Raw genomic sequence first — 14,265 nt, forward strand, 5'->3', positions numbered from 1 at the left:
GATGTCTGTCGACAGGCTAGTCCTTGCTCGTCGGCTCTGTCGGAGCCCGCGTTTCCAGCACCGTCAGTATCTGCGCCACCAGGGCGTCGAGATCGGCCCCGGTGGTGTCGACGACGAGGTCGGGGTTCTCCGGTACCTCGTAGGGCGCGTCGATGCCGGTGAGTCCCTTGAGTTCGCCCGCGCGGGCTCGTTTGTAGAGGCCCTTGGGGTCGCGGCGTTCACATTCGGCGAGCGGGGTCGCGACGTGGATCTCGACGAATGGGAGTCCGGCTGCGTCGTTCAGGGTCCGGGCGATCTCGCGGTCTGATTCCAGCGGCGACACCAGGGACGCGATCGCGACCACGCCCGCGTCGGCGAACAGTCGGGTCAGGTGCCCCACCCGGCGGATGTTCTCGGCGCGATCACCGGGGGAGAAGCCCAGGTCGTCGGACAGGCCGTGGCGCACGTTGTCGCCGTCGAGTAGATATGCGACTCTGCCGGATTCGACCAGCGCACGTTCGAGAGCGACTGCGAGCGTGGACTTCCCGGACGCGGGGAGGCCGGTGAGCCACACGGTCGCACCGCGTTGGCCGACCGTGGTCCACCGATGGCCCCGGTCGAGCGACGAAGGGTGCCACTTGACGTCGTTGCGGGTCCGCTCGCCCGGCTTGACCTCGCGGGCCTCGAGGATCGTGCCGGCACCGACGGTGTCGTTGGAGTTCTCGTCGATGAGGATGAATGCGCCCGCATCCTGATTGTCTGCGTACCGATCGGCGACCACCACCGAACTCGTCCGCAGCGTCACGGTCCCGATGTCGTTGAGTGACAGTTCGATCGGGTTCTTGTCGATCTCGAGCGTCTCGGGATCGAGCCGGCTGTGCAGTTCTTGCACCGTGGCGCGCACCGTGCGGGTGGTGTGCTTGAGCGCCAGCCGGTCGCCGGCGCGCAGTGGGCTGTCGACGAACCAGCACAGGGTGACCTCGAGTTCCCGTGCGAGCACCGGGAGTTCGGTCGCATCGGCGGAGACGAGCACGTCGCCTCTGCCGACATCGATGTCGTCGGCGAGTTCGACGGACACCGACAGCGGTGCGACCGCGACCGCGCGGGTGTCGTCGAGGGTGTCGAGCGCCGTCACCGTGCTCTGGGTCCCTGCGGGCAGCACGGCGATCCGATCACCGACGGACAGTGTTCCGGCGGAGAGCCGCCCGGTGTACCGCCGGCGCTCGTCTGCGCTCGGGCGGGAAACCCATTGGATGGGCAGACGCAACTCGTCGACAGCGGCGTGCGGTGCCTTGAGGTCGATCTCCTCGAGGTGGCCGAGCAGGGTTGGGCCGTCGTACCACGGCGTCTGTGTCGACCGGTGCACCACGTTGTCGCCGTCGCGAGCGGCCACGGGGACCACGGTGAGGTCGCGGGCTCCGAGTCGGTGTGCCAGGGCCTGCAATTCGGCTTCGAGTTCACGGAAGCGGGCCTCGTCGTAGTCGACGAGGTCGATCTTGTTCACCGCTGCGACGAGGTGCGGTACCCCGAGCAGTGAGGCGATCCGCGCGTGTCTACGGGTCTGCCGCAGCACACCGGCACGCGCATCCACCAGCAGTACGGCGACGTGCGCGTTGGATGCACCGGTGAACATGTTGCGGGTGTACCGCTCATGGCCGGGGGTGTCAGCGAGGATGTAGTTGCGCGACGGGGTGGAGAAGAAGCGGTAGGCGACGTCGATCGTGATGCCCTGCTCCCGCTCGGCCCGCAGCCCGTCCGAGAGCGCTGCGAGGTCGACGCCGCCGCCGACGTCGGTCACCGATTCGAGATGGTCCAACGGCAGGCTGTCGGTGTCGAGGAGGAGCCGTCCGATCAAGGTGCTCTTGCCGTCGTCGACAGATCCGGCGGTGGCCAGCCGGAGTAGCTGGCGGGGAGGCTGATCGGTGAGATCTGCTGATGTCTCGGCTGTTTGGATCAACTCGGTTGTCTCGCTCATCAGAAGTATCCCTCACGTTTGCGGTCTTCCATGGCTGCTTCAGAGGTCCGGTCATCGGCCCGGGTCTCGCCGCGCTCGGACACCACTGCCGCCGAGATCTCCTCGATGACCTGGCTGATCTCGGTCGCGGTGGATCGGACGGCACCGGTGATCGTCAGATCGCCGACGGTGCGGTAGCGGACCCACTCGGTCTGTGCCGCCTCGTGGTCGGCCGCTTGCGTGAATTCGGATGTCGCCAAAAGGATTCCGTCCCGTTCGAAGACCTCGCGCTCGTGCGCGAAGTAGATCGACGGCAGGTCGAGTTCCTCGAGTTCGATGTACCGCCAGATGTCGAGTTCGGTCCAGTTGCTCAGGGGGAACACCCTCACCTGCTCACCGCGGCGGATGCGACCGTTGTACAGCGACCACGGCTCGGGCCGCTGGGCCCGCGGATCCCACTGGCCGAACTCGTCGCGGAAACTCAGGACCCGTTCCTTGGCGCGGGCTCGTTCCTCGTCGCGGCGGGCACCGCCGAACGCCGCATCGAATCGTCCGGCGTCGAGTGCGTCGAGAAGGGTCCTCGTCTGCAAGCGATTTCGGGAGCCACTGGAACCGCCGATCTCCGTGCTCCGGCCGCTGTCGATGGCCTCCTGTACCGATCCGACGATCAACCGGTGGCCGCCCTCGGCGAGCCTGCGGTCGCGGAATTCGATGACCTCGGGAAAGTTGTGGCCGGTGTCGATGTGCAAGATGGGGAATGGGACCGGACTCGGCCGAAAAGCTTTCTCCGCCAGGCGCAGCAGGACGATGGAGTCCTTGCCCGCAGAGAACAGGAGCACGGGTCGCTCGAGTTCGGCGACCACCTCGCGGATGATGTGCACGGACTCGGCTTCGAGTGCGCGCAGCTCCTCCACCCTGCTGATGTGGGCGGGAAGTAAGTCGGTTGTGCTCATAGCGGCAGGCCTCTCGATGCGGCGTCGTGGCGATAGCGCTCCGCCCATTCGTTGGAGCGGGCGTCACCCTGCTTTTCCAGATCGGGCGGTGGGGCCGCAGCCGGGTCGAGCTCGAGGGCCTCCAGGATCGCGGCGACCACCTTGGTGGTGTCGGCGGTCAGCTCCTCATAGCTGACCTCGAACGGGGTGATGCCGTTGTCGGCGAACCATGCTCGCCAGCCGGCCTCTTGATTCCGAAGCTCGGTCACCAGGTGGGCGATTCCGTCGGCGTTGTATTGCGCCCGCGCATCGCGTTCAGGGTCCGCCTTGCCCCGCCACACCCGCGTCTGTACCGCACGCCAAAAGGACACGGCCTGATCGACGACGTTTTCCCGGGAGACCTTGATCAGCAACACGTCGCCGAGGACGTCCGCGATGGCCGTGCGGAGATCGGAACCCGAACGGTCGGGCAAACCGGCAGCCCGGTCGACCAGCAGCGGGGTCTGGTTCCACATCAGTTTGCCGCCCCAGACGCCGTTGTCGCTACGTCCGGCCTGCAGTATCCGCTCTCGCCACTGCGATGAGGTCTCCGCCGCGGGTACGCCGGGATCCAGGGGATCGAGCAGTGCCAGCACCTGTGGGTCGGTCACCCCGGCGAACCATTCGCGTGGCTGCGGGGCCGCACTCGTGGTCGGCAGGTACTGGAAGTACTCCTCCGGGTTGCCGGCGATCCCGGTGGCGCGAAGCGACTCGACGAGAAGTGTGCTGCCGCTGCGCTGTGACGCCAGCACGAGATAGGAGCCCCCGGGACCACTTCTGTGAAGGGTCGAGTCGTCAGAATCCGATGCCATGAACGTGACCTTAGCGGCCACAAAATATCCACGACCTCGATGAATCCGCGTGATCGGGACTATTGACCGACCGGCAAACCTCGGCTAGAAATACGTCTCCCTCGGGTGTCAGCCCTCGCGACTCAGTCGTTCCTCCAGGTGGCGACGGCCCAGATCACGATGAGATCGAGGGCGATGACCACGATGGACCACAGTGGATATTGCGGCAGCCAGAGAAAATTGATGACGATGGAGAAGGCGGCCAGCACGATGGTGGTGGCACGGGCCCACGGTGCACCGGTCATCAGCCCGGCGGCGACCAGGACTCCGATCACACCCAGGATCAGGTGGATCCAGCCCCAGGCGGTCAGATCGAACTCGTACGTGTATTTCGGTCCGACCACAAAGAGATCGTCATTCGCAATTGCGGCGATGCCCTGGAAGATCGCCAGAAATGACGCCACCAGCAACAGAATTGCGGCGGCGAATGTGGTGCCACCGGCAATGCCCTGCTTGACCGGATGCCGCTCGATATCAGGTGAAGTGCTCACAGTTCGGCCTTTCTCGCAGACATGGTTTGTGCAACGAGTCTGTGCCGGTGCACCGGTCGAGTCCTCACCCTTCTCGGATGATCGCTCGCGGCCCCCGCGATTTCATCCGAGAAGGGTGAAGAAAAGTAGTGCTCACGTGCGATGATCGACGTCGTCACCGATGTACGGGGGCAGCTTCGAAGCAAGGAGTGGTCGGAAAATGTGGGATTCTTTCTGGGATTTCATCTGGTACACGCTGGTGATCTTCGCGTTCATCGCTTATTTGATGATTCTTTTCAACGTGCTCGCGGATCTCTTCCGTGATCACAAGACCTCCGGTTTCATCAAGGCGGTCTGGATCATCTTCTTGATCTTGGTGCCCTACATCACGGTGTTCGTCTACCTGATCGCTCGCGGTCGCGGTATGGCGGAGCGGGCGCAGGCCTCACAACTGGCGGCCCGGGAGCAGGCCGACGCCTACATCAAGCAGGCCGCCGGCACGGCGTCTCCGGCGGATCAGATCCACTCGGCGAAGGCGCTGCTCGACAACGGCACCATCACGCAGCAAGAGTTCGACAGCCTCAAGGCCAAAGCGCTGGCCTAGTCGCCTACGACTTCGACGTCGACCGCACCATGTCAGGCAGGTGCGGTCGACGTTTGTGGTTTGTGGCCTGCGGTGCAGTGATCGGCGCCACGATTGTTCCCCTGTGCAGTGGGGTAAACCGGGATGGTCCGCTCACGAACGCAATGCGCGTGTGCTCTTGCGGTCACCACAAGCGCTCGAGCACGCCTGAGTTCGCTGGTGGTGACCGACCGAGGTACGCATAGAACCAGGTGGTGACATGCACGTACTTGTTCTCGGGGCCACCGGCTACATCGGCTCCCGACTGATTCCTGCTCTCCTCGACGCAGGTCACGAGGTGGTGGCCGCGTCCCGCAACCTTGCGTCCCTCGACCGCTTCGGCTGGGCGGCAGAGGTTCGGGCCATCGAGTTCGACGCCTCCGATCCGGAGTCGGTGCGGGCGGGGTTCGCCCAGGCAGGTGACATCGACGTCGTCTACTACCTCGTCCACGGCATCGGTGAGAAGAACTTTCGCGACATCGATCGCGCCGCTGCGGAGAACGTTGCCGCCGGAGCCCGCGACCGCGGCGTCGGCCGCATCGTGTACCTCGGAGGGTTCGTTCCGGACGACGCGGAGTTGTCGGAGCACCTCGAGAGCCGAGCCGAGGTCGGCAAGGCTCTTGACATCAAAGGTGGGCCCGACCTGGTGTGGCTGAAGGCAGCCGTGGTGATCGGCGCAGGGTCCACGTCGTTCGAGATGGTCCGTTACCTCTCGGACCGTCTCGCGGTGATCCCGCTGCCCACCTGGGTGGACAACCCGATGGACCCCATCTCTGTGCGCGACGCCGTCTACTATCTGACAGCTGCGGCAACCGACAAGGTACCGCCGGGCAGCTACGACATCAGCAGCGCCGACACCGGGTCATACAGCGCGCTCCTGTTCGCCTACCTGCGCGCCATCAAGGCACCCAGGGTCGGCGTGGTCATGCCGTCGGTGGACGTGCGGCTGGCAGGGTTCGTCAGTGGACTGCTGGTGCCGATACCCAGTGGGCTCGCCTCCGACCTGGTGAGATCGTTGGACTATCCGATGAAGGCGTCCGAGCATACGATTCGTGACCATGTACCCGATCCTCCGGGAGGACTGTTGACCGTCCGGCAAGCGGTGGAGCGCTCGGTGGCCAGCGGCCTGCCGCGGCCGGTGAACCGCCTCCCCGACATCCACCACCTCGCCGACACCGATCCAGGCTGGGCCGGCGGGGATCTGATGCGGGTCAAGAGGGAAGTCCGCGATCGGGCGGTACAGGCCGCCGGTGTGGTCGCGGGGTTGATCAGCGCAGTGCGAGGGGCGACGTGATCGCGGTACCCGAAAGGTTCCAGTTCCTGCTCGACACCGTCGTCGACGATTCGGATGAGCCGGTGGAGTCGAGGGCTTCGGTCCTGCGTCGGCGGATCGTCGTGGCTGTTGTGCTCGTCGCGGGCAGCGTGACGCTGGGGTTGTCGCTGTCGATCGAGCCCGGTGACTCGTCGTTCTATCCGATGACCTTCGCCCTCGCCGCGGTCTGGCTGGTGGGTGCCATCGCGTCGGGTCCGATCCGGATCGGCTGCTTCCCGCCGCCACGCGGCGGTCACGTGCAGGCCGCTGGAATCGGCATCGTCGTCGGACTGATCCTCGGGGCGATCTTCGTGGTCGGCGGTCTCGTCACCAGGGAGATCCCACCGCTACGCGACTTCATCGCCGACGTGCTCGACCACGCCGACACCGGCGGGCTCGCTCTGGTGCTGGCGACGGCCGTCGTCAACGGGATCGCCGAAGAGCTGTTCTTCCGCGGGGCGGTCTACTCGGCCTTCAAAGGCCACGCACCGGTGATCTTCTCGACGCTCATCTACGTGATCGCGACCCTGGCCAGCGGAAACCCGATGCTCGGCTTCGCGGCCATCTTGCTCGGCGTCGTGTGTGCGCTGGAACGTCGTGCCACCGCCGGTGTGCTCGCCCCGGCATTCACCCATATCGCGTGGACGCTCGTCATGGTTCTCGTGCTCCCGCTGCTCTTCTGATGACCGCGGCACTTACAACACTGGAGGTAATACCCGCATGGCTGGTGTGAACGTATCGGTGACGAGCGATCTGGAACCCGAGAAGGCATGGCAGATGGCGTCGGACCTGAGTCGATTCGACGAGTGGATGACGATCTTCGCCGGCTGGAAGAGCCCGGTGCCGGACACCATCGCCGAGGGTACGAAGGTGTCGTCGCTGATCAAGGTGAAGGGGTTTCGCAACACCATTCACTGGGAGGTGACCCGCTACGACGAACCGCGTCTGCTCGAGCTGTCGGGCAGTGGGCGTGGCGGGGTCAAGATCGCGATCGCGCTCAAGGTGACGCCCGAAGGCGACGGTTCGGTATTCGACCTCGATGCGACCTTGAGCGGCAGTGTGCTGAACGGGCCGATCGGCGATCTCGTCGCTCGGGTGATCGACTCCGACGTCCGCAAATCAGTGGCGAACTTGGTGGCTCTGCGGTGACAGGGTATCGCCAGGCGGCTCCGTGCTCTGCTCAGTAGCTGTAGGTGTTCTCGGGCGCGGTGGTGCGCTCGACGCTGACCACGCGCATCTCGGGTACGAACTCGTTCTGCTCGGTCGCACTGCCCGGTATCACCGTTCCGACCACCCGCCACCACTGTTCTGAGCCGACGTCGGTCATCCGCGTCGCCTCCGGGCCGGTGAGCTTGATCTTGGCTGTTCTGGCATCGGCGGCACAGCAGATGATCACGATCCTGGCCAGATCGACTCCGCCGTCTGCACGGGCGACGGCGTAGCCCCGTACCGCGATCTCCCGGTCGTCGAGCGTGCCCGCCGAATCGAGTCGATTTCGTTGCAGCACCTCGGAGAACGTCATCTCCGGTGTCGTCCCCTGGGGTATCGGATCGAAGGCTCGAAGGTCAGCGCTGCTGCTCGGCGGCTGCACCTGACGTTCGACGAACGAGCCGGGGCCCAGCGCAGGAGGAGCCAGGAACAGGACCACCAGTGCGGGGGCCATGAGTAGCCATGGCATGCGATCCGCGTGACCGTGACCGTGGTCGTGCTCGAAGGAGGAGGGTCCGCCGGCCCTGATGTCGGTGATCATTGCCGCTGCGGCGAGGACGACGATGACCGTGCCGCTGATCAGTAGATATGGTTCCAGGCTCGGCTTCACGTACCGCATGAACGAACCGTCGAGCGTGGTCTTGAGGACTGCGACGCCGAGCAGGAAGAGCACCAAGTTCTGTGTCTCCCGGCTCATTTCGGCCAGCCCAGGATCAGCAGACCGGTGAATCCGGCACAGAGAGTTGCCACCACCAGGGTCACCGGGGCGAACCGGATGGCGAACTCCCGACCGAAAGTGCCTGTCTGCATCGCGAACAGCTTGAGGTCGATGGCCGGTCCGACCACCATGAACACCAGCTTTGCGATGGCCGGCATGGTCGAGAAACTGGCTGCGACAAAGGCGTCGGCCTCCGAACACACCGAGAGCACCACTGCAAGTATTGCCATCACCACGATCGACAGCACCACCTGTCCGGCCAGATGGTCAAAGAAACTCTGCGGAACGATCACGTTCAACACCGCGACGAACAGTGCGCCGAAGGTGAGGTATGCCGCGGACTGCAGCAGATCGTGCCGCGCCGATTCGGCGAACACGGTTCGTTTGCTGCCGGACTGTTCGGTGTCGAATCCGTTGAGGCGCTGGGTGATCCAGGCCGGATCGCCGTACCGCGACCACAGTCCGCCCATGATCATGGCGGTGGCGAACGAACCGCAGAACCGGGCGAGCACCATCGCGGGTTCGCCGGGGAACGCAACCGCGGTCGATACCAGGACGATCGGATTGATCGCGGGCGCAGAGAGCAAGAACGCGAGCGCCGCGCCGCTCGGGACCCCGCGGTCGAGCAGGCGACGGGCGATGGGGACCGAGCCGCACTCGCATCCGGGCATCACCGCGCCGGAGGCCCCGGCGACGGCGATCGCCAGCGACGGACGGGCGGGCAACACGCGGCGCACCATCGCAGGCGTCACCCACGCCGCGATCGCGCCGCTGACCACCGTTCCCAGCACGAGAAAGGGGATTGCCTGGATGACAACACCGGCGAAGATCGTCGCCGCGGTTTGTAGCCGGGCACTGGAGTTGAGCAGATCCGCCGACGGTATCGCCAGCAATGCAGCCGCCACGACCACGGTCACGAAGATGTGAGTGGAGGTGATCCGGCTCCGGACATCGGATGTCAGTCCACGCCGTCTCGGCGTCATGGGCGGCGGAACCGACCGTGTGGTCGGCCGATCGAGGTCATCGATGAGCTCACGCTGCGGTTTACGCCTTCTGTTGAGAGTGTTCACCGAACACGGGACCACCGACCGAACGATCACCAGGCTATCGGCGCCGGGTCACGAGGCAAAGCGATGACAAAGTGAGACACGCCGGGCATGGACGCGGCGTGGGTCGGTGGACGAGACTTGGAGTGCTGGCCGCTTGTCGATCCGAGGTTTCATCCACGGCGTCGGTGGGGATTCCAACTGGGCAGCGTGGTCACGCATCCGTGACCAACGCACCACAACGTTAGGAAAGCACTGTGAGTACCACTGCTCAAGCGGTCGAGGTTTTGGCCGAGCGTTCAACCACCACGACTGCTGTCGGCTGGGTTGGTTACATCATCATCGGCGGGCTCGCCGGTTGGATCGCCAGCAAGTTCATGGGTACCGACAAGCAGATGGGGATCCTGCTCAACATCGTCGTCGGTGTCATCGGGGCCTTCTTGGGCGGCTTCATCCTCAGTTTCTTCTTCGACACCGCGAGCGGCGGTTGGTGGTTTACATTCTTCACGGCACTCCTCGGCGCGTGCATCCTGTTGTTCATCGTGAAGAGGCTCAGGCGCTGATTCTCTAGACCACCCACGCACCAATTGAGGCAAGTACCGGCGCGGGCTCGCGGAGCCCGCGCCGGTTGTCGCGTTCTACAGGAAGTCCGATGAGCGAAAACGTCGATGTGGCAAGCGGTTGGACCGCAGAAGAGACGATCCCGCGGCCGTCGTCGAGATGGCACAGGCCGCAGTTGCCCGTCGACGATCCGTTCTACCGTCCGCCGGCAGGCTTCGAGACCCTGCCTGCGGGCACATTGTTGCGCAGTCGCGAGGTGGAGATCGCGTTGCTGGGTCTGATCCCGCAGAAGGTCCACGCCTGGCAGCTGCTCTACTGCACGGCGGATCTGAACGGGACGCCGGAGGCGTCGGTCACCACGGTGCTGTTGCCCGCGGATGCCGATGCCGCCACCGCGCGGCAGCGCCCGTTGCTGGCCTATCAGTGCGCCATCGATGCCATCTCCTCACGCAGCTTTCCCTCGTATGCACTACAACGCGGATCGACCTCACTCGGCAACGTCGCGCCGTTCGAGCTGCTGATCATCGCCAACGCGGTGTCTCGTGGCTGGGCGGTCACCATCGCCGACCACGAGGGACTCGGTGGCTATTTCGGCGCACCCCGCGAGCCGGGGTATCGCGTTCTCGACGGGATCAGGGCCTCGACCGACTTTGCACCGCTGAATCTTTCGCGGTCGACTCCCGTGGGCGTGTGGGGTTACTCCGGCGGCGGGATGGCCTCATCGTGGGTCGCTGAGATGGCGCCGGAGTATGCGCCCGAGATCAACATCGTCGGGGCGGTTCTCGGCGCACCGGTGGGCGATCCCGGCCAGACGTACATTCGCCTCAACGATACGTTTTTTGCCGGCCTACCTGCGCTGGTCGTCGCCGGCCTACGGCACCTGTACCCCGGACTGGGCAGGGTGATCGAGTCGCACGTCAATGACGAGGGCAGAGCGCGACTCGACGAGATCGAGTCGATGTCCACCGCGTGGGCGATCGCCCGATTCGCCGGCGATGACTTCGACAACTACACCGACATCCCACTGGCCGATGTGCTCGCTTCGCCGGCCGTTCTCGAATTGTTCGACGACATCCGGCTCGGTTCGCGTCGGCCCGCGTGCCCACTTCTCGTCCTGCAGCCGGTTCACGATCAGATCATCGACGTCGAGGACGTCGATGGACAGGTGGACCGCTACAACGAGTTCGGCGCCAACGTGACCTACGTACGCGATCGGATCAGCGAACACCTGTCGTTGATGGTGTTGTCGACTCCCACCGTGCTCGAATGGCTGACCGCTCGCTTCGACGGAGCACCCGAACCGACAGGATCGACCCGCACCGTGTGGTCGACGGCGCTGTCACCGACGTCGCTGCGGGGATTTCTGGGAATGGGTAAAACCGCGCTGGCCACGTTGATCGGCGGCACACTGTGAGTCAGCCGACGACCTGGTCGCGCAGCCCCTTCGTCGCCATCTCCAGTACCGTTTTCTGACCCCTCTTGACGAGTAGGCCAGGCACCGGGATCTTGAGATCGATGGTCATCTCGAAATCGACGTGGGTGCCGGTTTCTGTTTCGGTGAGGCGGTATTCGGCGCGCTGCATCTTCTGCTGTGAGCTCTCGATCATCTCCCAGACCACGGAGTTGTCTGCCCAGGTGTACTCGACGAGCTGATCATCGGTGATGCCCATCAAAGTGACGCTCATGCGGGCCTGCCGGGGCCTGCCGTCCTCGTGACGGTTGATCACGTCGGCGCTCTTGTGAATGGACGACCATGACGGCATACCTTCGACGTCCGCGATGGCGTCGAGCACCGCCGCTGGTGGTGCCTCGATGTCGATGCTCTTGCTTCCGCTGACTGCCATGGAGTGAAGGTAACCCAACCACCACGATCGTCAAACGAAATCGTCGTTCGCGTGTTTTCGCCGGATACGATCGGGGAACATGCACGCATGAACGGACTTGGGCGCCCACGGGTGACTGTTGCGATGACCGCCGTGGTGACCGCGTTGCTGCTGTCGACGTCGTGCGCGACGTCCTCCGATGAGACCGCGTCACCTGAGCAGGTATGCGCCCTGCCCGAGTCGTCGAGTGTCGCAGCTTCAGCACCGTCGCAGCCGGTCGGTCCGCCGAGGGACATCTCTACCAATCCTGAGGTGGCAACGGGGTACCGGTCGGACATGACCGCGGTGCAGACAGCATCCTTTGCTGCAGCAACAGCGAATCCGTTGGCCACGCAGGCTGCCTGCGAAGTCCTCGCTGACGGTGGCGATGCTGCTGACGCCTTGGTGGCCGCACAGATGGTTCTCGGCCTCGTCGAACCACAGAGCTCCGGTATCGGTGGCGGGGCGTTCGCCCTCTATTACGACGCGGCCGACAAGTCGGTACAGGCCTACGACGGCCGGGAGGTGGCACCGGCGGCTGCCACCGAGAACTATCTGCGCTGGATCGATGATGCCAATCGGACCGAGCCGGTTCCCAGTGCCCGCGAGAGTGGCCGATCGATCGGGGTCCCCGGGGTGCTGAGATTGCTCGAAGATGTCCAGTCAGAGCATGGAAACATCGCCTGGCGCAGTCTCTTCGAACCCGCAACCGGCTTGGCCGACAGTGGTTTCGCGATCAGCCCCCGGATGGCTGCGGCGATCGCGGATTCCAGCGCCGAACTCGCCGTTGATCCTGCTGCGAAATCGTACTTCCTGCGGCCGGACGGGTCGGCCAAACCGGCGGGAGAAGTCCTCGCCAATCCTGCCTATTCGAAAACGTTGGGTGCCATCGCATCTGAGGGTGCGGACGTGTTCTATTCCGGCGACATCGCCGAGGCGATCGTGGCGAAAGCGGGTTCCACCGCGAACGGGATGACGCCATCGGTGATGACGGTCGCCGATCTGGAGAATTACGAGTCGAAGGTGCGTGAGCCGATCTGCGTCCCGTATCGCGGCGTGCAGGTCTGCGGGATGCCCAACCCGTCGTCCGGTGGGCTCGCGGTGGCATCGACACTCGGGATCCTGTCGAACTTCCCGATGGATCAGTACCCGCCGACCGCGCTCGACCTCAACGGTGGGAAGCCATCCGTCATGGGAGTGCATCTCATCTCCGAGGCCGAGCGCCTGGCCTACGCGGACCGCGACAAGTACGTCGCCGACTCCGACTTCGTGCCACTCCCCGGGGGCAGTCCCGCTGCCCTCCTCAACCCTGCCTATCTGAAAGGCCGGGCAGCCCTGATCAATCCGGATCGCTCGATGGGTACTGCGACGGCCGGTGAGTTCGACGCCGCCGCGCCGGTCGGGTGGTACTCCGGCGTGGAGCACGGGACGAGCCACATCTCGGTCGTCGACAAGGACGGCAACGCAGCATCCATGACCACGACCGTGGAGTCGGCGTTCGGTTCGTACCACATGGTCGACGGATTCCTCCTGAACAATCAGCTCACGGACTTCTCCGCCGAACCCACCGATCCGCAAGGTCTGCCTCTGGTGAACCGGGTGGAGCCGAACAAGCGACCGCGTAGTTCGATGGCACCGACCCTGGTGTTCAGCGAGCCTGCTGCCGGCGGCGAGTACGGCGATCTCGAGATGGTACTCGGTTCTCCCGGCGGATCGGTGATCATCCAGTTCGTCGTGAAAACCCTGATCGGGCTGACGGATTGGGGGATGGATCCCCAGCAGGCGGTGTCGATGGTCGATTTCGGTGCGGCCAACACCCCGAGTACCAATGTCGGTGGGGAACACCCCAACGTCGACACCGCCGACACCGGCGACAACGATCCGCTCGTTCAGGGATTGCGAGCCAAGGGGCACGAGGTCGACCTCGACGACCAATCCAGCGGCCTGAGCGCATTGCTGCGCACCGAGCAGGGTTGGTCCGGTGGAGCAGACCCGCGCCGCGAAGGGATCGTCCTCGGCGACACCCGTTGACCGTGCCGAAACAGCCCGTCGACCGTGCCGAAACTAGCGTCGAGCGTGCCCTTTTCGTGCGTAGCAGGCGATGTCAGGCGCCTTTGATATCCTGCCGCCGATAGTGCTTTGCATAGCGAAAGATGTTGCAGCACAGCGAAATAAGTTGTGTCGAACACTTGTGCGAATACGTAAATCGCGGTAGATTGAGGTCATGAACTTTCGGGGGTTGTTCGAACACCTATCAACCATGGCGGCTGATCCATTGCTGCTCGCACCGCTCGACGATGTGGCGTTGTCCGAGGAGACGGTGTGCGCGCTGCGCGCGAAGAATGTGTTGGACGCATTGCTGTTTCGGTTCACCGCTGATCTCGACAAGCGTGGTGTGGCCAAGACACTCGGTGCGGATTCGACTGCTGAGCTGCTGCAATCGGTGCAGGTATCCCCGGCCGTCGCGCACCGCTACGTACGGGTTGGTCGCGCCCTCGGGTCCATCCCGACTGTCGCTGCGTATGCCGTGGATGGAACTCTGTCCGGGGAGCACGTGGACGCCATCGTCAAAGGCTTGCATCACATCGACCGCCGTGACCCGGACCTGTCGGAGACCGACCGGGACGACTGCGTCCGTGGGTTGTTGACCGAGGCGCGTATCTCGACGCCGGCCGCGGTCATAGAACGCGCCCACGAGATGGCCATCGCC

15 protein-coding genes are annotated in these 14,265 nt (G+C 64.6%); 8 read left to right on the forward strand and 7 right to left on the reverse strand.

Translation table 11 applies throughout. The features are described from left to right. Positions 1–16: 16 nt before the first annotated feature. From cysC to DFR67_RS28745, 4 genes are all read right to left on the reverse strand, one after another. The gene (gene cysC, locus DFR67_RS28730) at positions 17–1,954 is read right to left on the reverse strand and encodes an adenylyl-sulfate kinase (protein ID WP_110472876.1); all 1,938 of its coding nucleotides are present in this window, start codon (positions 1,952–1,954) and stop codon (positions 17–19) included. Further along, positions 1,954–2,886, reverse strand: a complete 933-nt coding sequence (gene cysD, locus DFR67_RS28735) for a sulfate adenylyltransferase subunit CysD (RefSeq protein WP_110472877.1) — start codon at positions 2,884–2,886, stop codon at positions 1,954–1,956. Before cysD ends, cysC begins: the two co-directional genes overlap by 1 nt. After that, a complete protein-coding gene (stf0, locus tag DFR67_RS28740; RefSeq protein ID WP_110472891.1) occupies positions 2,883–3,716 on the reverse strand; it encodes a trehalose 2-sulfotransferase in 834 nt (277 codons plus the stop codon). Before stf0 ends, cysD begins: the two co-directional genes overlap by 4 nt. Before the next feature lie 122 nt (positions 3,717–3,838). Beyond that, positions 3,839–4,246: a DUF7144 family membrane protein gene (locus DFR67_RS28745; RefSeq protein WP_110472878.1), complete on the reverse strand. Its 408-nt coding sequence runs from the start codon at positions 4,244–4,246 to the stop codon at positions 3,839–3,841. Between the two features lie 199 nt (positions 4,247–4,445). Between DFR67_RS28745 and DFR67_RS28750 the strand changes: the two genes are divergently transcribed. From DFR67_RS28750 to DFR67_RS28765, 4 genes are all read left to right on the forward strand, one after another. Further along, a complete protein-coding gene (locus DFR67_RS28750) occupies positions 4,446–4,829 on the forward strand; it encodes an SHOCT domain-containing protein (RefSeq protein WP_110472879.1) in 384 nt (127 codons plus the stop codon). Between the two features lie 238 nt (positions 4,830–5,067). After that, positions 5,068–6,141 (forward strand): NAD(P)H-binding protein, encoded by a 1,074-nt coding sequence (locus tag DFR67_RS28755; protein WP_110472880.1) that lies wholly within the window; start codon positions 5,068–5,070, stop codon positions 6,139–6,141. Next, positions 6,141–6,842: a CPBP family intramembrane glutamic endopeptidase gene (locus DFR67_RS28760; RefSeq protein WP_425451358.1), complete on the forward strand. Its 702-nt coding sequence runs from the start codon at positions 6,141–6,143 to the stop codon at positions 6,840–6,842. Before DFR67_RS28755 ends, DFR67_RS28760 begins: the two co-directional genes overlap by 1 nt. A 37-nt stretch (positions 6,843–6,879) precedes the next feature. Next, a complete protein-coding gene (locus DFR67_RS28765; RefSeq protein WP_110472882.1) occupies positions 6,880–7,308 on the forward strand; it encodes a type II toxin-antitoxin system Rv0910 family toxin in 429 nt (142 codons plus the stop codon). A 31-nt stretch (positions 7,309–7,339) separates the two neighbouring features. Here the strand turns inward: DFR67_RS28765 and DFR67_RS28770 are convergent, their stop codons facing one another. After that, positions 7,340–8,065 (reverse strand): TIGR03943 family putative permease subunit, encoded by a 726-nt coding sequence (locus tag DFR67_RS28770; protein WP_110472883.1) that lies wholly within the window; start codon positions 8,063–8,065, stop codon positions 7,340–7,342. Further along, a complete protein-coding gene (locus DFR67_RS28775; protein WP_110472892.1) occupies positions 8,062–9,069 on the reverse strand; it encodes a permease in 1,008 nt (335 codons plus the stop codon). Before DFR67_RS28775 ends, DFR67_RS28770 begins: the two co-directional genes overlap by 4 nt. A gap of 320 nt (positions 9,070–9,389) precedes the next feature. Between DFR67_RS28775 and DFR67_RS28780 the strand changes: the two genes are divergently transcribed. Together DFR67_RS28780 and DFR67_RS28785 are read left to right on the forward strand one after the other, a co-directional pair. Then, positions 9,390–9,695, forward strand: a complete 306-nt coding sequence (locus tag DFR67_RS28780) for a GlsB/YeaQ/YmgE family stress response membrane protein (RefSeq protein WP_084835001.1) — start codon at positions 9,390–9,392, stop codon at positions 9,693–9,695. 89 nt (positions 9,696–9,784) lie between these two features. Then, on the forward strand, positions 9,785–11,107 hold the full coding sequence (locus tag DFR67_RS28785; RefSeq protein WP_110472884.1) for a lipase family protein: 1,323 nt from the start codon (positions 9,785–9,787) through the stop codon (positions 11,105–11,107). Between the two features lies 1 nt (position 11,108). Here the strand turns inward: DFR67_RS28785 and DFR67_RS28790 are convergent, their stop codons facing one another. Beyond that, positions 11,109–11,537, reverse strand: a complete 429-nt coding sequence (locus DFR67_RS28790) for an SRPBCC family protein (RefSeq protein WP_110472885.1) — start codon at positions 11,535–11,537, stop codon at positions 11,109–11,111. Between the two features lie 87 nt (positions 11,538–11,624). Here DFR67_RS28790 and ggt point away from each other — a divergent pair, with 87 nt between their 5' ends. Continuing rightward, positions 11,625–13,586, forward strand: coding sequence for a gamma-glutamyltransferase (gene ggt, locus DFR67_RS28795; RefSeq protein ID WP_170135296.1), 1,962 nt, complete (start codon positions 11,625–11,627; stop codon positions 13,584–13,586). 193 nt (positions 13,587–13,779) lie between these two features. Then, positions 13,780–14,265: DUF222 domain-containing protein (locus tag DFR67_RS28800; RefSeq protein ID WP_245938225.1), on the forward strand; the 486-nt coding region annotated here is incomplete at its 3' end.

This window comes from Williamsia limnetica (genome assembly GCF_003217475.1).
GTDB classification, from domain to species: domain Bacteria; phylum Actinomycetota; class Actinomycetes; order Mycobacteriales; family Mycobacteriaceae; genus Williamsia; species Williamsia limnetica.

Excerpts from the sequence above, each read along its gene's own strand:
- cysC (WP_110472876.1), bottom strand. The coding sequence starts at position 1,954 with ATGAGCGAGACAACCGAGTTGATCCAAACAGCCGAGACATCAGCAGAT.
- cysD (WP_110472877.1), bottom strand. The coding sequence starts at position 2,886 with ATGAGCACAACCGACTTACTTCCCGCCCACATCAGCAGGGTGGAGGAG.
- stf0 (WP_110472891.1), bottom strand. The coding sequence starts at position 3,716 with ATGGCATCGGATTCTGACGACTCGACCCTTCACAGAAGTGGTCCCGGG.
- DFR67_RS28750 (WP_110472879.1), top strand. The coding sequence starts at position 4,446 with ATGTGGGATTCTTTCTGGGATTTCATCTGGTACACGCTGGTGATCTTC.
- DFR67_RS28755 (WP_110472880.1), top strand. The coding sequence starts at position 5,068 with ATGCACGTACTTGTTCTCGGGGCCACCGGCTACATCGGCTCCCGACTG.
- DFR67_RS28765 (WP_110472882.1), top strand. The coding sequence starts at position 6,880 with ATGGCTGGTGTGAACGTATCGGTGACGAGCGATCTGGAACCCGAGAAG.
- DFR67_RS28770 (WP_110472883.1), bottom strand. The coding sequence starts at position 8,065 with ATGAGCCGGGAGACACAGAACTTGGTGCTCTTCCTGCTCGGCGTCGCA.
- DFR67_RS28775 (WP_110472892.1), bottom strand. The coding sequence starts at position 9,069 with ATGACGCCGAGACGGCGTGGACTGACATCCGATGTCCGGAGCCGGATC.
- DFR67_RS28785 (WP_110472884.1), top strand. The coding sequence starts at position 9,785 with ATGAGCGAAAACGTCGATGTGGCAAGCGGTTGGACCGCAGAAGAGACG.
- DFR67_RS28790 (WP_110472885.1), bottom strand. The coding sequence starts at position 11,537 with ATGGCAGTCAGCGGAAGCAAGAGCATCGACATCGAGGCACCACCAGCG.
- ggt (WP_170135296.1), top strand. The coding sequence starts at position 11,625 with ATGAACGGACTTGGGCGCCCACGGGTGACTGTTGCGATGACCGCCGTG.